The 19,534-nt window shown below is 68.8% G+C and carries 17 protein-coding genes; 8 read left to right on the top strand and 9 right to left on the bottom strand.

Annotated elements, in window-relative coordinates; all coding sequences use genetic code 11:
* Positions 1 to 34: 34 nt before the first annotated feature.
* The 3 genes from OHB23_RS07015 to mshA all read right to left on the bottom strand — a co-directional run bounded on the left by OHB23_RS07015 (position 35) and on the right by mshA (position 3,667).
* Complete coding sequence (locus tag OHB23_RS07015) at positions 35 to 1,636, bottom strand: AMP-binding protein (RefSeq protein ID WP_328811182.1); 1,602 nt, start codon at positions 1,634 to 1,636, stop codon at positions 35 to 37.
* Between the two features lie 130 nt (positions 1,637 to 1,766).
* Positions 1,767 to 2,324 (bottom strand): YbjN domain-containing protein, encoded by a 558-nt coding sequence (locus tag OHB23_RS07010; RefSeq protein ID WP_037186136.1) that lies wholly within the window; start codon positions 2,322 to 2,324, stop codon positions 1,767 to 1,769.
* Complete coding sequence (gene mshA / locus OHB23_RS07005; protein ID WP_222631922.1) at positions 2,321 to 3,667, bottom strand: D-inositol-3-phosphate glycosyltransferase; 1,347 nt, start codon at positions 3,665 to 3,667, stop codon at positions 2,321 to 2,323. The genes OHB23_RS07010 and mshA overlap by 4 nt, the downstream gene beginning before the upstream one ends.
* A gap of 177 nt (positions 3,668 to 3,844) precedes the next feature.
* Here mshA and OHB23_RS07000 point away from each other — a divergent pair, with 177 nt between their 5' ends.
* A complete protein-coding gene (locus tag OHB23_RS07000) occupies positions 3,845 to 5,341 on the top strand; it encodes a DUF222 domain-containing protein (RefSeq protein WP_328811181.1) in 1,497 nt (498 codons plus the stop codon).
* A 19-nt stretch (positions 5,342 to 5,360) separates the two neighbouring features.
* On the opposite strand, the gene OHB23_RS06995 is transcribed toward OHB23_RS07000, so the two are convergent.
* Entirely contained in the window at positions 5,361 to 6,188 is an 828-nt protein-coding gene (locus tag OHB23_RS06995; protein WP_307108227.1) for an alpha/beta fold hydrolase, read from the bottom strand.
* Positions 6,189 to 6,277: 89 nt separating this feature from the next.
* Here OHB23_RS06995 and OHB23_RS06990 point away from each other — a divergent pair, with 89 nt between their 5' ends.
* Entirely contained in the window at positions 6,278 to 7,501 is a 1,224-nt protein-coding gene (locus OHB23_RS06990; RefSeq protein ID WP_328811180.1) for an alkane 1-monooxygenase, read from the top strand.
* Here the strand turns inward: OHB23_RS06990 and OHB23_RS06985 are convergent, their stop codons facing one another.
* Together OHB23_RS06985 and OHB23_RS06980 are read right to left on the bottom strand one after the other, a co-directional pair.
* Positions 7,502 to 8,230 (bottom strand): mycothiol-dependent nitroreductase Rv2466c family protein, encoded by a 729-nt coding sequence (locus tag OHB23_RS06985; RefSeq protein ID WP_328811179.1) that lies wholly within the window; start codon positions 8,228 to 8,230, stop codon positions 7,502 to 7,504.
* 22 nt (positions 8,231 to 8,252) lie between these two features.
* Positions 8,253 to 9,581: an ROK family transcriptional regulator gene (locus OHB23_RS06980; RefSeq protein ID WP_328811178.1), complete on the bottom strand. Its 1,329-nt coding sequence runs from the start codon at positions 9,579 to 9,581 to the stop codon at positions 8,253 to 8,255.
* Positions 9,582 to 9,900: 319 nt separating this feature from the next.
* Between OHB23_RS06980 and OHB23_RS06975 the strand changes: the two genes are divergently transcribed.
* Together OHB23_RS06975 and OHB23_RS06970 are read left to right on the top strand one after the other, a co-directional pair.
* Positions 9,901 to 10,788, top strand: a complete 888-nt coding sequence (locus OHB23_RS06975) for a TauD/TfdA dioxygenase family protein (RefSeq protein ID WP_307091179.1) — start codon at positions 9,901 to 9,903, stop codon at positions 10,786 to 10,788.
* Positions 10,789 to 10,808: 20 nt separating this feature from the next.
* Complete coding sequence (locus tag OHB23_RS06970) at positions 10,809 to 11,576, top strand: SDR family NAD(P)-dependent oxidoreductase (RefSeq protein ID WP_328811177.1); 768 nt, start codon at positions 10,809 to 10,811, stop codon at positions 11,574 to 11,576.
* Positions 11,577 to 11,598: 22 nt separating this feature from the next.
* On the opposite strand, the gene OHB23_RS06965 is transcribed toward OHB23_RS06970, so the two are convergent.
* Positions 11,599 to 12,780, bottom strand: coding sequence for a L,D-transpeptidase (locus OHB23_RS06965; protein ID WP_037186261.1), 1,182 nt, complete (start codon positions 12,778 to 12,780; stop codon positions 11,599 to 11,601).
* A 37-nt stretch (positions 12,781 to 12,817) separates the two neighbouring features.
* Positions 12,818 to 13,906, bottom strand: a complete 1,089-nt coding sequence (locus OHB23_RS06960; RefSeq protein WP_307091176.1) for a UDP-N-acetylmuramate dehydrogenase — start codon at positions 13,904 to 13,906, stop codon at positions 12,818 to 12,820.
* 103 nt (positions 13,907 to 14,009) lie between these two features.
* On the opposite strand from OHB23_RS06960, the gene OHB23_RS06955 reads away from it, so the two are divergent.
* Genes OHB23_RS06955 through OHB23_RS06940 form a run of 4 tightly spaced genes read left to right on the top strand, consistent with a single transcriptional unit; the run spans position 14,010 to position 17,502 of the window.
* Positions 14,010 to 15,602: an MBL fold metallo-hydrolase gene (locus tag OHB23_RS06955; RefSeq protein ID WP_285184315.1), complete on the top strand. Its 1,593-nt coding sequence runs from the start codon at positions 14,010 to 14,012 to the stop codon at positions 15,600 to 15,602.
* Between the two features lie 9 nt (positions 15,603 to 15,611).
* Positions 15,612 to 16,130 (top strand): DUF2505 domain-containing protein, encoded by a 519-nt coding sequence (locus OHB23_RS06950; RefSeq protein WP_056441577.1) that lies wholly within the window; start codon positions 15,612 to 15,614, stop codon positions 16,128 to 16,130.
* A 22-nt stretch (positions 16,131 to 16,152) separates the two neighbouring features.
* On the top strand, positions 16,153 to 16,656 hold the full coding sequence (locus OHB23_RS06945) for a DUF2505 domain-containing protein (protein ID WP_027506337.1): 504 nt from the start codon (positions 16,153 to 16,155) through the stop codon (positions 16,654 to 16,656).
* Positions 16,657 to 16,710: 54 nt separating this feature from the next.
* A complete protein-coding gene (locus OHB23_RS06940; RefSeq protein ID WP_442973024.1) occupies positions 16,711 to 17,502 on the top strand; it encodes a class I SAM-dependent methyltransferase in 792 nt (263 codons plus the stop codon).
* On the opposite strand, the gene pabB is transcribed toward OHB23_RS06940, so the two are convergent.
* Complete coding sequence (pabB, locus tag OHB23_RS06935) at positions 17,461 to 19,533, bottom strand: aminodeoxychorismate synthase component I (protein ID WP_328811176.1); 2,073 nt, start codon at positions 19,531 to 19,533, stop codon at positions 17,461 to 17,463. The two genes, OHB23_RS06940 and pabB, sit on opposite strands and share 42 nt — an antisense overlap.
* Between the last annotated feature and the right edge of the window lies 1 nt (position 19,534).

The following is a 19,534-nucleotide window of genomic DNA, read 5'->3' as shown; positions in this document are numbered from 1 at the left end:
CGCTGGAGAGGGTGTTCGGGTGGTACAGGGAGTGTCAGCCGGCGGCAGGCTCGGCCGCCCGCAGATCCTTGCGCAGGATCTTGCCGGACGCCGACTTCGGCACCGTGTCGATGAACTGCACGCGGCGAACCTTCTTGTGCGGCGACACCTTCTCGGACACGAACGTCATGACGTCGTCCTCGGTGAGCTCGGCGCCCTGCTGCAGCACGACGAACGCCTTCGGTACCTCTTCGCCCTCGTCGTCGAGCACGCCGATGACGGCCGCGTCGGCGATCTGCGGGTGCGTGAGCAGCAGCGACTCGAGCTCGGCGGGCGGCACCTGGTAGCCCTTGTACTTGATCAGCTCCTTGAGCCGGTCCACGATGCTGACGCACCCACGACCGTCGACGACGGCGATGTCGCCGGTGTGCAGATACCCGTCGGCGTCGAGCGTCTCGGCCGTCGCAGCGTCGTTGTTCAGGTATCCGGCCATGACGTTCGGGCCCTTGATCCACAGCTCACCGGGCTCGCTGACCTTGTCCGAGCCGGGCCCCGGGTAGGCCACCTCCTCGCCGGTGGCCGGATCGACGAGCTTGTTCTCCGAGTTGGCGACGGCGGTGCCGCAGCTGCTCAGCGGCATGTCGTCACCGTCGAACGGGATGGCGTGCGAGACGGGGCTCAGCTCGCTCATGCCGTAACCCTGACGCACCTTGGTCTTCAGTCGCTTCGCGACGGCGTTGCCCAGGTTCTCGTCGAGGGCGGCGGCACCGGAGAACACCATTCGCACGCTGGAGATGTCGTACTGGTCCACCATCGGGTGCTTGGCCAGTGCGACGGCGACGGGCGGCGCGATGAAGAGGTAGGTGATCTTCTTCTCGGTGGTGAGGCTCAGGAACTGTTCGAGATCGAAGCGCGGCATCGTGACCAGCGACGCGCGCACCTTGAGGCCGAGGTTGAGCAGCACGGTCATGCCGTAGATGTGGAAGAACGGCAGCACGGCGAGCAGGACGTCGTCCCGGTTCGCGCCCATGCGCGGCTCGATCTGCGACACGTTGGCCACCAGGTTGCGGTGCGTGAGCATGACGCCCTTCGGCCGTCCCGTGGTGCCCGAGGAGTAGGGCAGCACCGCGAGGTGGGTCGACGGGTCGAAGCTGACGTCGGGCGCCTGTGCACCCTCGGTGAGGAGGTCACGCAGCGACTCGTGGCCCTCCGCGCCGTCGAGCACGACGATGCGATCGGCCGACAGGCCGACCTGCTCCGCAGCGGCCTTCGCCTGCGGGAGCAGCGGCGAGACCGTGAAGATCATGGTCGCGGACGAGTCCGTGAGCTGCTTCGCGATGTCCTCGGCGTTGTACAGAGCATTGATCGTCGTGGCGATCGCACCGGCGCGCAGGATGCCGTGGAACACCGACGCGAACGCCGGCACGTTGGGCGAGTGCACCGCGACCACGTCGCCGACCTTCACTCCGCGCGAGGCGAGTGCGCCTGCGACACCGTTGATCTGACCGACGAGAGTGCGGTAGTCGGTGACGGCGCCGCTGGGGCCGTCGATCAGGGCGGGGCGCGCGAGGTCGTCCTCGGTGAGGTCACCGAAGAGGAACTCGTAGACGCTCTGCTCGGGAATCTCGACGTCGGGGTACGGGCTGCGGAAACTCATGGAACTCCTCATCGGCACAGCAGGGACGACAGAAAGGCAACCTTAATGTGTCGGGTGGTCACATAAACATCCTTCGGACATTCCGGGTGACAGCCATCACACGAAGGAGCCTACCTGCACGGTGTCCGAATCAGTCCCGGTCGTCGTCGTCCGCTCGGTCCGCCGGCTGCACCCAGGACGTGGGCCCGTCGTCCGGCCTGCCGTTCACCAGATGCTCGAACGCCTTCAGGTTGTTCAGCGACTCGCCGCGCGAGACGCGCCACGCCCACTCGCGGCGGATGGACTCGGCGAAGCCCAGTTCGAGCAGCACGTTGAAATCGCCGTCGGCCGCCTCGAGCACCTGCCCGAGGATGCGGTCGATCTCGTCTCCCGTGACCGCGTGCGTCGACATCTTGCCGACGAGGTAGATGTCACCGATCTTGTCGATCGTGTAGTGCACTCCGTACAGACGGCGGTTGCGCCGCAACAGGTATCGGTACACGCCCTCGAAGTTCTCGTCGGGCTTGCGGCACACGAAGGCCTCGATGCGCACGCCGTGGTTGCCGACCGTCAGCATCGTCGAGGTCTTGAGCTTCTTCTCACCGGGAAGGTCCACGACGAACTGCGTGTCGGTGGCCCGGGAGTAGTCCAACTCCCGGTCGGCCAACACCGAGTCGATCAGTTCCGTCACCTGGTCGGTCGTCGTCACAGCGCTCTCACCGGTCCTGTCCGTCGTAGTCGCCACAGACCACGGGGTCTGCGAGGCGAGAACTCACCCGTCGGTCTCTCGACACCCGCGGTACGGCCGAATCTCCACGCCGCGCGGGCGTAGGTGTCCAGCAACGCGTCCGAGGTGTGTTCCCACGAGAAGTTCTCCGCATGTCGTGAGGCATTCGACGCCATCACGGTGCGCAGACGGTCGTCGGCGAGCAACGACTGCACCGCGGTGGCCCAGTCGGCCGGATCGTGGCCCTGCACCAGCACGCCGGTCTCCCCGTCCCGCACGGCCACACCGAGGCCCCCGACGTCCGCGGCGACCACCGGGACACCGCACGCCTGGGCCTCGATGGCCACGAGACCGAAGGACTCCGAATAACTGGGCACCGCAACGAGATCCGACGCGCGGTAGACGTCCGCCAGCCTGTCCGGAGGTTGCGGCGGGAGGAACGTCACCCGATCCTCGATGCCCAGCCGGCGACTCAGCTCGATGAGGGAGTCGGGCCGTTCCAGACCGGTGCCCGACGGGCCACCGACCACCAGCACGCGCACGCGCGACGACGGGTCCCGCCGGTGGATCTCGGCGACGGCCGCGACGAGGACGTCCGGCGCCTTGAGAGGTTGGATCCGTCCCACGAACGTCACGAGAGGGTCGTCGGCGTCCAGCCCCAGGGAGCGTCGAGCGGCGGCGCGATCGCCCGGCCGGAACATGCTCAGGTCCGCTCCCGGCGCGACGACGTCGATCTTGTCCTCGGCCGCGTCGTACAGATCGACGAGGGCCCGGGCCTCGTCGAGGGTGTTGGCCGTGAGCCGATCGGCTTCCTCGACGACCTGCTTCTCACCGATGCGGCGGGCCGCCGGTTCCGGCTTGTCCCCCGCCGCCACCGACAGGTTCTTCACCGCGGCGAGCGTGTGCGCGGTGTGCACCAGGGGGACCTTCCACCGGTCGCGGGCGAGCCAGCCGACCTGCCCCGACAACCAGTAGTGCGAGTGGATCATGTCGTAGTGGCCCGGCTCGTGCCGTGCCTCCTCGCGCAGGACGCCCGCGGCGAAGGCGCAGAGCTGGGTGGGCAGGTCGTGCTTGTCGAGACCCTCGAACGGGCCGGCCGCGATGCTGCGCACCAGTACGCCGGGCGCGGCCTCGACCACGGGTTCGTCACGGGAGGACGTGGCCCGGGTGAAGATCTCCACCTCGACTCCGCGCGCCGCCATCTGCACGGCGGTCTGCAGGACGTACACGTTCATGCCGCCCGCGTCCCCCGTGCCGGGCTGCGCCAGCGGAGACGTGTGCAGCGACAACACGGCTACCCGATGCGGGCTGTGACGGCGGACCACACACCCAGTGTGCCCTGTCCGATTGCGCCGCAGGCCCCCGCCTACCCGGCCATCCCCCTACGAGCGTGCCGACACATGCGCGGGAACCCGCCGACATTCACAGCGCCGGGAACACGTACGCCACTGCCCCGCGGGAGTCATGGAAACATGTCGGAGGACCCTGCTAACTTCGCACACATGTTCGAACAGGGGTGGGCGACGCAGGATCCGGAGGCCATGGGCCTACCCGGAACGCTCCTCGACGCACCCGTGAACACCCTCCTGTCCACGATGTCCTACGCCTCGGCCGGACTGTCCTATCTCGAATGGACCCGATACCGGGCCGCAGCGGAACTGCACACTCAACTCGTCGTTCCTCACGAGATGTCCGATCACCGCCGGATGGATGCGACGACTCACTGCGCCGCCCGCATCTCGGCCGTCCTGTCCGTCAGCCAGGGTGCCGGAGAAGGCATCCTGACCCGCGCAATTGCACTCCGAGACCGGCTTCCCCGCGTAGCCGAGTGCCTCCGCGACGGCCTCATCGCCCCCAAACACGTCCACACCATCATCGGCCGAACCGACCTCGTCGACGGCACCACGTACGTGCGGGAAGTCGACACCGAGATCGCCGCGGCCCTACAGCGACGCGGCTCGTGGTCGGACAAACGCATGCGGGACATGATCGACCGCATCGTCTACCGCCACGATCCCGACGCCGTCAGGGAACGACGTGTGCTCGCCGAGAACAACCGCAGCTTCTGGATCGACGCGGGACCCGACGGCATGGCATACCTGGGCGCAACCATGACAGCCGACAATGCCGTCGTCGTCGCTGCCGCGGTGGAGGAGTTGGCCGGACGCGTGTGTCGCAAGGATCCTCGCAGCAAGGGCGCCCGTTCCAGCGACGCCCTGTTCGCCCTCGCCACCCGCACAGCGTACGAGTGCCAGTGCGACGATCCGGACTGCTCCGCGCCCGGGTGGACCGGTGAGGACGGCCTGCTCACGTCATTCATCGTGCACGTCGTCACAGACTCCACCACCATGGCCGGCGACACCGCCGCCGACGGCAATCCAGGTTTCCTCGTCGGCCACGGCGTCATCTCGCCCGACCACGTCGCCGACCTCGCCGATCGTGCCGACGCCGTTATCCGCCCCGTCTCGACCACCAACCCCGCATCACAGCCCACCGATCCGTACCGCCCCTCCAGCGCCCTCGACACGTTCGTGCGCATTCGCGACCAGTACTGCACCTGGCCCGGCTGCAACCGTGGGGTGTGGACCGGCGATCTCGACCACATCGCGGAGCACGACCATGAGAATCCCGACGGCGGCGGCCAGACGACCGACGTCAACCTCGGCGGCAAATGCAGGTTCCACCACAACTTGAAGACGTTCGGCGACTTCGTCGACGATCAGTACACCGAGGACGACACGGGACGCGTCGTCTCCACCGTCACCACGCCCGAGGGCCTCGTCGTCCCGGGGCCGGCGCACAACGGATACGACATCCACCCCGGACTCGCCGACGTCACCTTCGAGACGCCCGATCCTCCACCACCGAGTCCGCCCCGCACTCCCCCCAGCAGACGCCGCACACGTCTGGCGGACAAACATGCCCGCCGGAGGAACGAACGCAACCGCAACCGACGGGCCCGCGAAGTCGCCGACACCGACGACCCCCCACCGTTCTGACATGCATCACGTGTGTGGACTAACCCAGAGAGTCGACGAAACCCGCCAGCTCGGACAGGAAGCGGGCCGGGTCCGCGACGAACGGACCGTGATCGACGCCCTCCCACCACGAGGTCGACGCACCGGGCACGACGGAGGCGGTGTGCCGACCCGCGCCGACGTCCACCACCGTGTCCGCCGTGCCGTGCATCACCAGGGTGGGGACGTCCAGCGCCGCCAGCGTCTCGTCGTGTCCCACGTCGCGCCGGAACACCGCGGACCGCACGCGTGGACGCGTCGCCAGGCTGGCGCCGAACAGTGCCTGAGCTGCGGCGCCGTGTCCTTCGCCGGGTCCGGTGAGGGCGTTGCCGAAACTCGCGAGCGCCCTGATGGCCACGCGCGAGTCCTCGCTCATCGCGCCGGGGATCGCCGCACGCATCGCCGTGCCGACGGCGCCGCCGGGTCGGTCCGGACCGATCGCGGTGATCGCCGCGACGAACACGACACCCGCCACCGCACCGGTGCCGTACACCGACAGGTAGTCGCACAGCACCAGACCGCCGTAGGACCAGCCCAGCAGGACCGCACCCGAGCGGATGCCCTCCTGCTCGAGAACGGCGTGCACGTCCCCGGCCCACAGCGCGGACCGGTCGTAACCGACGTCGGGGGCACCGGACATGCCGTGCCCGCGCAGGTCCACCGCGATGACGCGGTACCGCTCGGACAGGTCGGCGAGGAGGTCGTCGCCCCAGCAGGCTCCGGTCTGGGCCCAGCCGTGCAGCAGCACCAACGGTCGAGCCGAGACGTCTCCCGTGACGCGGTAGACCAGGGATGTTCCGTCGCGCCCGAGCGCCTCTCGTATTGCCATGCCACCAACATATTGGGCGCACGTTGTGGGATGTCAGAAGGGCTCGTGCAGCGGCCTGAGCAGCGTCGACTCGTCGGTAAAGTTCCGTCGTGACCGAAACACACCAGCGCTCCATCTCGCCGAAGACGGGCGAATGGCGTGACCTCAACCGGTACTACTGGCCGTGGGCTCTCATCGCTCCGATGCTTCCGCTCATCTCCGTGGGCATCGTCTTCGGACTGCAGTGGTGGGCACCGGGAGTGTCACAGGTCGCGTGGTGGTCGGGTCCCCTGTTCCTCTACGTCGTGGTCCCCATCGCGGATCGCATCGTCGTCCCGTTCGACGAGAATCCGCCCGAGGATCTGGTCGAGTCTCTCGAGGCCGACTTCTGGTATCGCGGCTGCGTCTACGCCTACATCCCCATGCAGTTCTTCGGCATCGGGCTGTCGTCCCATCTACTGACGGCCGACGACCTCTCGTGGCTCGGGCTCGAGAACGGCCTGTCACTCGCCTCGAAGATCGGCGTGGCGCTGACCATCGGACTCGTCGGCGGCATCGGCATCAACACGGCCCACGAGCTCGGTCACAAGAGGGTCGAGTACGAACAGTGGCTCTCGCGCATCGTGCTCGCGCAGAGCTTCTACGGGCACTTCTACGTCGAACACAATCGCGGGCATCACGTCCGGGTCGCCACTCCGGAGGATCCGGCGAGCTCGCGTCTCGGTGAGACCCTGTGGCAGTTCTACCCCCGCAGCGTTCTCGGCGGATTCCGTTCCGGGTGGGCACTCGAGCGTGATCGTCTGCACCGCACCGGGAAGCGCACCTTCTCCTTCTCGAACGCGAATCTCACCGCCTGGCTCATGAGCCTCGCCCTGTGGGGTGCGCTGGTCGGCGTGTTCGGTGTCGAACTGCTGCCGTTCCTGGTTCTGCAGGCGGTGTACGGGATCTCGCTGCTCGAGGCCGTCAACTACCTCGAGCACTACGGGCTGCTGCGGCGCACCAAGGAGAACGGACGCTACGAGCGCTGCACTCCGGAACACAGCTGGAACAGCGACTACGCCGTCTCCGACATCTTCCTCTACCACCTGCAGCGACACAGCGACCATCACGCCAACCCCACGCGCCGGTACCAGGTGCTGCGGAGCATGCCCGAATCTCCGCAGCTCCCAGCGGGTTACGCGCCCCTGATCCTCGTGTCGTACTTCCCGTTCCTGTGGCGGGCGCTGATGGACAAGCGCGTGGTCGCGCACTACGACGGCGACCTCCGGCGCTCCAACATCCAGCCCGCGAAGCGGAAGAAGTACCTCGCGAAGTACCCCGCGCCGACGCGGTAGCTACTTCTTCCGGCGCCGACTACCGCCGTGCCAGTCCTGCTGCACGCCCGCCTCGTCCTCGCTCACACCGAGAGCCCGCAGCTGGGGTAGCTCCCGCAGACTGCGCTTCAGTTCCGCGAAGCCCGGGAACCGTGCCAGTCCCACGACGTGGTCCCACAACTCGACCGCGTCGTCGTCCGACGGGAGCCGGCTGATGACCGGGCCGAAGAATGCCACGCCCTCGGGCGGCTCGACGTGGATGATCGGTGTTCCGACGTCCTTGCCCGTGAGCGACAGCGCCTCGTCGGTCGACGCCTGGATCTCCTCGTCGAACGACGTGTCGTCCAGTGCCCGGACGTGATGCTCGGGCAGCCCGAGGCCGGCGAGGATCGGTGCGAGGAACTCGGCCGTTCCGCGGTGCGCGTGAGCACCGGCCTCGTCGGGCACCGGTTTTGCATCGAAGATCCGCGCGCCGAGCGCGGCGTACAGCGGGCCCATCGCCTCCCGGCCGTGCTCGGCCCGCACGCTCGCGGCAGCCCGGAGCAGCCGGAGTCCCGCAGTGTGTCCCGCCTCGTACTCCGGCGGGAAGTGCGTCGCGTAGTCGATGTGCGCGTTGAGTTGTCGCAGGGAGATGAAACTCCAGTCGACGGTGTAGTCCCGTTGCGCCTGGACGAGGCGGACCCACCTGCTGGTCATCCAGGCGAACGGGCACACCGGGTCGAAGTAGAACCGGAGATCGGGTGCTGTCATGTCCGCAGTATTCCCCGTGCGATCAGCGCTGAGCGTCGATCTTCCGCATCGTCACCACGGGATCGGCGTAGAGCGAGCCGAGGGACACCGCCGCCGCAGCGTGGTCCTGCACGCGCTTGCCGAAGCTGGTGACCCGCACTCGCCGCGACGTCGCGACCGAACTGGAGGACTCGAACGCGGCCTCGACGCGCTCCATCGCCGCCGGATACGCGGTGAACGCCTGACCGCCCACCTGCACGCTGTCGGGGTTGACGACATCGTGCACCAACGCCAGTGCGCGACCCAGCGCATCGGCGCGGTCATTCAGAAGTCCCTGTGCCACAGTGGAACCCGTGCGCGCCGCCAGGTACACCGCAGCGATGGAACGCTCCGACTCGTCCAGCAGTCCGGCGCGCTGCGCCGCGGCCACGACGGCCCGATCGCTCACGGTCGCCTCGAGGCATCCCGTACGCCCGCAGTCGCACACGGCGTCCGAGCCGGTCGGTAGATGAGCGATCGACCCCGGGCCGCCCGCGGGGGTGTGCACCCGACCGTCGATGGTCAGCGCCAACCCCGTCATCTCCCGCGCATAGAAGTACAGCGACGTACCCGGCCGGCCGCCGACAGACCCACCGGCCTCCGGCCTTCCCGCATCCTCGGGGGCCGACTCCGTCGCGAGCAGCAACTCCGACGCTGCCATCGCCTCGACGTGGGGCGCCACGGCCACCACGGCACCGAGCCGCTCGCCCAGGACCGCGCCCACCGGGGCGTCGGACCAGGCGAGGCGAGGGTGATCGACGGTGCCCTTCTGCACGTTCACGCGGCCACCGATGGCGACACCCACGAACAGGATGCGGCGCCGGTGCCACCGTGCGGCGAAGGACGCGGCACTCTCCGCGATGGAGCGCAGTGCGCCGGCGTGCGGGCCGGAGGGTGTGGCGATCTCGACGCCGCCGAGCACGGTGCCGCGCAGGTCGACGGCGACGACGCGCGTGGTGGTCGCGCCGATGTGCACCCCGAGGGTGCACTGCCCCTCGTGGTCCACCTCCACCGGAACGCGGGGACGCCCGACGGCGCCGGACGTGGACAGATCGGCACGCTCACGCAGCAGCCCTGCGGCGATGAGCGCACTGACGTGGCGGTTGACGGTGGCGGTGCTGATGCCGGTGGCCGAGACGATGACGTCGCGCGACACGGGGCCGCGCTGCACCACGGCGCGCAGGACGACGGCGGCCGGAGTGTCGCTGACGCGCAGTTCGGGCGCGACGACGCGCGCCGGCCTCGGCCGGTGGGGACGTCCGTACGGGGACCGCGTGGCGGAACCCGGCGGACGAGGAGCAGAACTCTGGGCGAGAACGGTGGGGGCAGACATGGGAATCCCTCGAGAGCGAGACGGATGGGCCGGGAGCCTGGGAACGAGGCCGGTCACACCCGATCGTCAGACCTCACATGGAGGTCGTCCGTCGACGCGCGATCAGACTCGTGAGAGACCGCGTCGACAACAGAGTTCGCGAGCGAGAGGCAGACGGGAACCGAGCGCGGCGGTCACATACGTGACCCGCGGTGCGGACTTCCTCGCTGGTGCCATGACCGAAAAGTAGCACCGATGTCGCCGCGCTGCAGAATCGCCTCTTTCGCTCGAGGTGATTCGAAGGGTGGACAACCTGCGACTTCGGCATCACAGTGAGCCCATGAAGACCGTGAAACTGGGCGCCAACATCGGCGCACGCATCGACGACGTGCGGATCGGCGGCGATCTCCCGGACGAGATCGTGCACGAGATCAACGAGGCGCTGCTCGAGCACGAGGTCGTGTTCTTCCGCGGCCAGCATCACGTGGACGAGAAGGTGCAGTACGCGTTCGCCGAGCGGCTCGGGATCCCCACCACCCCGCACCCCACGGTCCGGTCGCGCGGAACCCGCACTCTCGCCATCGATTCCACGTACGACAAGGCGGACAGCTGGCACACGGACGTGACGTTCGTCGACCGCGTGCCGAAGGCGTCGATCCTGCGGGCCGTGCACCTGCCCCCGTACGGCGGCACCACCACCTGGGCGTCGGCGACCGCCGGCTACGAGCAGCTGCCGCCCGCGATGAAGGCCCTCGCGGAGTCGCTGTGGGCCGTGCACACCAACATCTACGACTACGCGGCGACCGCTGCCGAGAAGTCCGTCACGTCGACGGCCGAGCGCTACCGCGCGGAGTTCCGCAGCGAGTACTTCGAGGTCGAGCATCCCGTGGTGCGCGTGCATCCCGAGACGGGGAAGCGCGCGATCCTGCTGGGCCACTTCGCCAAGTCGTTCCCGGGCCTCTCCTCCAAGGAGTTCCGCGCACTCTTCGAGCTGCTGCAGGACCGGGTGACCCGCCTGGAGAACACCATCCGGTGGTCGTGGGAGCTCGGCGACATCGCCATCTGGGACAACCGGTCGACCCAGCACTACGCCGTCTCCGACTACGACGATCAGTACCGCCGCCTCGAGCGCATCACCCTCGCGGGCGACGTTCCCGTCAGCGTGCAGGGCGAGTACTCGCGCGTCGTCGCCGGCGACGCGTCGGGCTACAGCGCGATCGCGAGCTGACGCGATCTAGCCTGGTTCCCATGACCAGCGTTCCGACGACACCGTCGACCCAGACCGACCGCCCCACCGCCGTCGTCACCGGAGCCAGCTCCGGGATCGGCGCCGCCACCGCGCGGACACTCGCCGCCGGCGGCTATCACGTGGTCGTGGGCGCCCGCCGCGTCGACCGCCTCGAGGCACTGGCCGAGGAGATCGACGGCACCGCCCTCGCCCTCGACGTGACCGACGAGGACTCCGTCGCGGCCTTCACCTCGGTGCTGCCGCGTGTGGACGTCCTGGTGAACAACGCGGGCGGCGCGAAGGGCCTCGCCCCGATCCTCGAGGCGGACCTCGACGACTGGCAGTGGATGTGGGAGACCAACGTCGTCGGCACGCTGCGCATGACCAAGGCGCTGCTACCCAAACTGATCGAGTCCGGCAACGGTCTCGTCGTGACCATCACGTCCATCGCCGCGTTCGAGACGTACGACAACGGCGCCGGATACACCACGGCCAAGCACGCACAGGGCGTGCTGCACCGGACGCTCCGCGGCGAACTGCTGGGCACGCCCGTCCGTCTGACCGAGATCGCTCCGGGCGCGGTGGAGACGGAATTCTCTCTCGTCCGCTTCGACGGGGACGAGGACAAGGCCGCGAAGGTCTACGAGGGCATCGACCCGTTGGTGGCCGCCGACATCGCCGAGGTCATCGGCTTCGTGGCGTCCCGCCCCTCGCACGTGAACCTCGACACCATCGTCGTGCGCCCGCGCGATCAGGCCCCGAACGGCCGTTTCAGCCGTCGGACCTGATTCTCACGCGGCAGTCCGACTCTCACGCGGCAGTCAGGGCGCTCATGCTCTGCCATGTGGGCCAGTCGATCGCCCAGTCGTAGATGTCGCCGTCCGCCGCCGAGAGATCGATGCGCGTGCCGGTGACCTCGACGGGGTCACCGTAGACGGCCATCTGGAAGTACGTCTGCGCGTCCTCGGTGGAGAGGTTGATACAGCCGTTGGTCACGTTGGACGAGCCCTGCACTCCCGTGGTCAGCGGGTTGGCGTGGATGAACTCGCCGTTGTTCGAGATGCGGGTGGCCCACCGTTCCCGCACGTTCTCGTAGTACGGCGGGTTGGACATCAGGAAGTCCTCGTACTTCTCGGTGACGACGTGGATGCCGCTGCGCGTGACGTTGCGGTCCTCGTTGCCCTCGCCGTAACTCACCGGGATGTCCATGACGGTCTGGCCGTCGCGGACCACCTGCATGCGGTGGCTGGTCGCATCGGCGACGACGACCTGGCTCCGACCGATGGTGAAGTTCACCGTGACGTCCGAGTCGCCGTAGGCGCCGCCGCCGTAGTTCACGCCGTAGAGCTTCGCCGACACGTCGACGGTGGTGCCGGGGGCCCAGTAGTTCTGCGGACGCCAGTGCACGCGGGACCCGCCGTCGTCGGGCAGCCAGGCCCACGAGCCGGCCGTCGGCGGGTTCGTGGTCACCGTCAGCGCCTTCTCGACCGCCTTCTTGTCGACGATCGCGTCGTCGAACTTCAGGATGATCGGCGCCGCGACACCGACCTCCTGGCCGTCACCGATGTTGGTGGAGACCGACGTGATCGACTGCGGTGCCACCGTGCCGAGAGTGCCCTCGACCGGCACCGGCTTGCCGTCGCTGCCGACTGCCGTCCCTGCCCACGTGTAGACCGCGTCGTACCCGAGGGGCTCGGTGACGGTGAACGTCGTCTTCGCCGGGTCCAGCGTTCCCGCGACGGCGCGGCCGTCGGCGGTGGTGAGCGACACGGCCTCGAAGGTGCCGTTCGCGACCGAGACGGAGATCGGAGCGGTGGGTGAGACGTCGGTCGCACCGGCCGCCGGTGCGTAGGTCACCGCCGCCACGGGCGCGGCCTCGGTGGTCGGCGCGGCGCTCTCCGAGGACCCGGGTGTGCCGGAGCACCCCGCGACCAGCGCGATCACGAGTGCCAGCACGGCCAGGACGGCTGCGTACGGTGTTCTCCCCTGCATCTTCACGGGGACGACGTTACCTGTGGCAACAGACCGATCAGTCGAGCGTGCAGTTCACCAGGCGGCACTCGGGGATCAGCGTGATTCCGTACTTCTCCTGCACACCCGCGCGCACGTGCGACGCGAGGGCGGTGACGTCCGCTGCACTCGCGCCGCCCCGGTTGGTGACGGCCAGGACGTGGCGGGTGGAGAGGGTGGCCCGTCCGGTGCCGACGCGCTCGCCGTACCCGCGGGAGAACCCGGCGTGCTCGATGAGCCAGGCAGCACTGAGCTTGATGCCCTTCGGGTCCGTGAACTGCGGCGATCCGAGCGCCTCGGGCGGTACGGACGACACGATCGGGTTCAGGAAGAAGGACCCGACACTCCACGAGTCGTGCTCCGCCTCGTCCCACACCATGCCGCGATCGGTCCGCAGAGCGATCACGGCATCGCGCACCTCGCGCGCCGAGACGCTCTCTCCGATGCGCACGCCGAGCCGCTCGGCGAGCGCCGCGTAGCGCACCGGCGCCGACTCGTCGCTGCGTCGGAGCGCGAACGTGACATCCACCACGACGTAGCGATCGGTGTACTTGAAGGCCGACGACCGGTGCGAGCCGAAGCCGCAGCGTGCGTTGTCCCACACCTCGACCTCCCCGCTCTCCCGGTCGAGCACCGTCACCGACTCGAGCCAGTCCGAGGTGGAGGCGCCGTACGCGCCGACGTTCTGCACGGGCGTTCCGCCGGTGCTGCCCGGGATGCCGGAGAGTGCCTCGATGCCGGCGAGCCCGTGATCGAGCGCGGTGCGGACGACCAGATCCCACTCGACTCCGGCGTCCACGTGCATCCTGGTGCCCTCGACCCGGAGCCCGGACGTCGCGACGCGGACGACGGTGCCGTCGAAACCGTCGTCTCCGACCAGCAGGTTCGAGCCGCCGCCGATGACGAGCACCGGAGTTCCGGCCGCGTCGGCGCTGCGTACGGCGTCGACGAGCTCCTGCGAGGTGGTCGCCTCGACGAGACGTCCGACGGGGCCACCGACGTGGATCGTGGTGAGGTCGGCGAAGGACACGGGGCGGTGCGCGGCCGTCACGGAGCCGGGATCGCCGGTCTCCGGAGCCGTCGCGGACTGGAGGGGACTGCTCGTCACGGGGGTGAACGCTACCCGGCGCTGCCCCCGCCTCGTCGTGAGCACCGGGTGTGCACGCCTACCATGGTCACCGAACCAGGTTCCATATTTCGGGAGGATTCACGTGCAGGTCACCAGTGTCGGACACGCGGGATTTCACATCCAGACGTCTGCGGGGTCCATCCTGTGCGATCCGTGGGTCAACCCGGCGTACTTCACGTCGTGGTTCCCGTTCCCCGACAACTCCCAGCTCGACTGGGACGAGCTCGGCAACTGCGACTACCTGTACGTCTCGCATCTGCACAAAGACCACTTCGATCCGAAGCACCTGGCGAAGCACGTCAACAAGGACGCGGTCGTGCTGCTCCCCGACTACCCGGTGCCGGACCTGCGCACGGAGCTGGAGAAGCTCGGTTTCACCACGTTCTTCGAGACGACCGACTCGGTCAAGCACACGGTGTCCGGCCCCAAGGGCGACCTCGACGTCATGATCGTGGCGCTGCGCGCTCCTGCCGACGGACCCATCGGCGACTCGGGTCTGGTGGTGAGCGACGGTGAGACCACCGCGTTCAACATGAACGACGCCCGGCCGGTCGACCTGGACATGATGACCGAAGCCTTCGGCCACATCGACGTCCATATGCTGCAGTACTCCGGCGCCATCTGGTACCCGATGGTCTACGACATGCCGCAGCGCGCCAAGGACGCGTTCGGGACGCAGAAGCGGCAGCGTCAGATGGACCGGTGTCGGCAGTACATCGAGCAGGTCGGCGCCACGTGGGTCATTCCGTCCGCAGGTCCCCCGTGCTTCCTCGACGACGAGCTGCGCTCGCTCAACGACGTCTACGGCGATCCGGCGAACATCTTCCCCGACCAGATGGTGTTCCTCGACCAGATGCGCCGCCACGGCCACGACAAGGGCCTGCTGATGATGCCGGGAACCACGGCGGACTTCTCGGGTTCCGAACTGAACGAGCTGGCGCACCCGCTGCCCACCGACGAGGTGGAGGCCATCTTCACCACCGGCAAGGCCGACTACATCGAGGCGTACGCGCAGCGCCAGGCCGACGTCATCGCGGCCGAGAAGGCATCGTGGGCGACCGCGGCGGGCGAGCCGCTGCTAGGGCCGTTGCGCGCACTGTTCGAGCCGATCATGGCGCAGACCGACCAGATCTCCGACGGCATCGGCTACCCGGTGGAGCTGAATCTGACGGGCAGGCCGGAGGCCGGTCGACCTCCGGTGGCTGCCGACAGGGTCGTGCTCGACTTCCCGAAGCGGATCGTCCGCGAACCGATCCAGGACGAGAAGTTCCGCTACACGTTCGAGATCCCGGCCGAGCTGGTCCGCACGGTGCTGCGGGACGGCGAGTCCGACTGGGTCAACTCGATCTTCCTGTCGACGCGGTTCCGCGCGAAGCGGGTCGGTGGCTACAACGAGTTCCTGTACACGTTCTTCAAGTGCCTCACCGACGAGCGCATCGCTTACGCGGACGGCTGGTTCGCCGAGGCGCACGACGACACGGCGACCATCGTCAAGGACGGCTGGGAGATACAGCGACGGTGCCCGCACCTCAAGGCGGATCTGTCGAAGTTCGGAGTGATCGAGGGGAACACGCTCACGTGCAATCTGCACGGCTGGGACTGGAACCTCGAGACGGGCAAGTGCCTCACGTCGAAGGGCCACCCGCTGCGGTCCGAGCGCGCCGCACAGAGTTAATCTCAGCTCATGCCACGCAGGTTCGATCACACGGTCCCGTCCACGCTCGCCGCGTCCGACGTCCACGCCGCCCTCACCACCGAGCAGTACTGGACCGATCGGCTCGAGGCCGTCGGCGGCCCCAAGGCACAGCTGAACGACGTGACCGTCGCAGGCGACGACGCGGACAGCCGCACGGTGTCGGTGTCGATGACCCAGGCCATCGCGGAGGAGTTCCTGCCCGGCGCCATCACCAGCATCCGCCCGGGCGATCTGATCATCCACCGGACCGAGTCGTGGGGTTCCCTCGACGCGCAGGGTGCCTCGGGCACATTCGAGGCCAAGGTCGAGGGCGCCCCGGCGTCCATCACGGGCACCCTGGCACTGCGCTCGAAGGGCTCCGCCTCGAGCCTGACGGCGACGGGTCAGGCCGAGGTCAAGGTGCCGATCTTCGGCGGCAAGATCGAGCAGGCCGTCATCGAGCAGGTTCTCGCGCTGATCGACGCCGAGCAGGAGTTCACCGACACCTGGGCGCCGGAGCACCTCTGACTCACCGGTAACCTCATCGACCATGGCACGTCGCATGAACTACTCGGCTCGTCTCCCGTTCACCACAGAGCAGGTGTACGGGGCGCTGACGACGCGTGACTACTGGGACGCGGTGATCGAGGAGCTGCGCAAGTACTCGGAGAACGAGCTCACGCGCTTCGAGGTCACGGCAGACGGTGTCGACGTGGTCATGCGGCACATCATTCCGCGCGACACGCTGCCCGACGTCGCGCAGGCGGTGATGAAGAAGGACATGGTCATCACTCGCAACATCCATCACGACGCGTACTCGGAGACCACCGCCGGGAAGTACGACGCGTCGATTCCCGCCGGCCCGGGCAGCCTCACCGGCACGACGTCCCTCTTCGCCACCGAGGCCGGCTCCACGTTGCGCACCACGTCCGAGGCCAAGGTGTACATCCCCTTCATCGGCGGCAAGCTCGAACAGTTGATGCTCGTCAACCTCGTCGATCTGTGGCGGGGCGAGGGCGAGGTCACGCACGACTGGCTCACGAAGAACGCCTGACCGGCGGGTGGGCCGGAGGCCGGTCGGGATGAGCGGAACGAACTGCTGGGCACTGTGATCTCCCGGATCGGTCCGGAGGGTGTGGTCACTCGCGGGACGACCAACATCAACCGGCTGCGGCGCAGTGATCGCCGACTGGTGCACGATCCCGACGTCCGAGCGTTGCTCTGCGGCGCGGCGCGTCCCCTGGTCGTCGACCTGGGCTACGGCGCCAGTCCGGTCACCACTCTGGAGTTGGCCGCGCGACTGCGCACCGTCCGTGCGGACGTCGCCGTCGTCGGGCTGGAGATCGAGCCGTCCCGCGTCGTCCCCGATCGGGACGGTGTCTCCTTCCGCCGCGGCGGCTTCGAACTCGCAGGACTGCGGCCACACCTGGTGCGCGCGTTCAACGTGCTGCGTCAGTATCCCGAGGACGCGGTACCGGGTGCGTGGGCACGCATCACCTCCGCTCTCGCGGACGGCGGCCTCCTCGTCGACGGCACGTGCGACGAACTGGGGCGTCGGGCCACGTGGGTCACCGTGGACGCGTCGGGACCGCGCAGTCTGACCATCGCGTGGGATCCGTTCACGGTGGAGCGGCCGTCGGACATCGCGGAGCGGCTGCCGAAGGTCCTGATCCACCGCAACGTCGCGGGCGAGCGCGTGCACGAGGTGCTGCGGGCGGCCGATCGGGCGTGGGACGTGGCGGCGCCGCTGGCACCGTTCGGACCCCGCGTGCGGTGGCGTGCGGCGCTGACAGCCCTGGCGGCGCAGGGACTTCCGGTCACCGTGCCGCGCCGACGACTGCGGGACAACGTGCTCGCGTTACCGTGGTCGGCCGTCGCTCCCGCCGAGGACACGCAGTAGCGCGTCGGCCTTGAGGTGCATCTCGTCCACCTCGTCCTGCGGGTCGGACAGCGAGACGACGGCGCCGCCCGCTCCCACCGACGCCCGGCCGTCCGCGAGCACCACGGTCCGGATGACGATGGACAGGTCCGCCGCGCCGGTGAGCGAGAACCAGCCCAGCGCACCGGAGTACACGCCGCGCGGCCCGCCCTCGAGGCGGTCGATGATCTCCATCGTGCGGCGCTTCGGGGCGCCGGTCATCGATCCGCCCGGGAACGCCGCGCGCACACAGTCGACGGCCGAGAGCCCCGGGCGCACCCGACCCTCGACCGTCGAGACCAGTTGGTGCACATGGGTGTGGCTCTCCACGTCGAAGAGCACCGGCACGTGCACCGACCCGGGCACGCACACCTGATTCAGGTCGTTGCGGACCAGATCGACGATCATGATGTTCTCGGCGCGGTCCTTCTCGCTCGTCGCCAGGTCGAGGCGCGCGGCCGCGTCCTCCGCCGGCGAGCGCCCGCGAGCCCGAGTTCCCTTGATGGGCTTGGAGTCCACGACGCCCGACGCCGTGATCCGCAGGAAGCGCTCCGGTGACGCGCTGAGTATCGCCAGCCCGGGGAAACGCAGGAACGCCGCGTACGGGGCGGGACTGGCGCGCCGCACCGCGAGGTAGAGGTCGGCGGCGTCGCCGTCGAACGGCACGCTCATCTCGTTGGTCAGACAGATCTCGTAGCTCTCCCCCATCGTGATCTGCTCCAGGCAGTCCGCGATCGCCGCGCGATACGCCCCGTCGTCGTGCCGGGTGTCGATCACCGACGGCAGCGCGCCGAGGGGGGTGTCGGACACGGCCGGGCGACCGCGCTCCGAGCGGGGCATCGCGGTCACGGCCGCAGCGGTCTCGTTCAACCATCCGAGCGCCGCGGTGTCGTCGCCACCGACGAGTGTGAGGGTGAGCAGATAGGTGCACCGATCGCGGTGGTCGAGCGCGATGAGCCTGTCCGCGAACATCATTCGCGCATCGGCCGTCGGCGACGCATGCGCCGCCGCTCCGCCCGTCTCGGCCTTGAGTTCGTAGCCGAGGTGACCGACGTAGCCGAGGGCGAAGTCGAACGGCACCGCGGGCACCCGGTCGACGGCCCGCGCCGCGATCTGTTCCCCGAGGTGGTCGAGGAACGACGTGACCGTCTCCTCGGTCGTGCCGTCGGCGGTCGTCGTCGTCACGCACGAGGTGGCGACGTCGTACGACACGTCCTCCGCCAGTGGGCCGTCACCGGGTCCGAGGTAGGAGAACCGAGCACTTCCGTCGAGCTCGGCGCTCGAGTCGAGCCAGAACGTGGACCGTCCGCGGAGTGGGCGCGCCACCTCCTCGGGGTCCGGCAGAACGTCGAGACGGCGCACGAGCACCCGGTAGCGGGGGTCGCGCACGACCGGGTCACGCGGCGCCACGGTCGGCGCGGAGGTGTGGGTGCTCGGGCGGGCGTCCCGCGCGAGGTCGAGAAAGTTGGCGATCACCTGCAGTCCACGTTCCGTGCCGATCGACTCGGGATGGAACTGCACTCCCCACAGCGGCCGTGACCGATGACGCAGCGCCATCATCACCCCGTCGTCGGTCCACGCCGTCGCCTCGAGCTCGTCGGGCAGGGCCGTGACGGTGAGGGAGTGATACCGCACCACGCGCAGGGGCGACGGCAGGCCGGCGAAGAGATCGGTGCCGTCGTGCCGCACGTCGGACATCCGGCCGTGCATGGGCTCGGGTGCCAGATCGACGACGCCACCACAGCTGTCCGCGATGCCCTGATGCCCCAGACACACCCCGAGAAGCGGCAGACCACCGTCCCGGATCACCCTGCTGCTGACGCCCATGTCGGCCGGGCGACTCGGGCGGCCCGGGCCTGGCGAGACGACGACGGCGTCCACCCGGTCCAGCGGGAGGGAGGACCACGGGACGTCGTTGTGCACGACGATGGGGGCGGTGCCGGACACCTGCTCCAGGTACTGGGCCAGGTTGTGGGTGAACGAGTCGTAGTTGTCGATCAGCAGCGTGCGCATG

This window comes from Rhodococcus sp. NBC_00294, from assembly GCF_036163995.1.
Taxonomy (GTDB): Bacteria; Actinomycetota; Actinomycetes; order Mycobacteriales; family Mycobacteriaceae; genus Rhodococcoides.
This window is presented reverse-complemented; position numbering and strand designations above follow the sequence as displayed.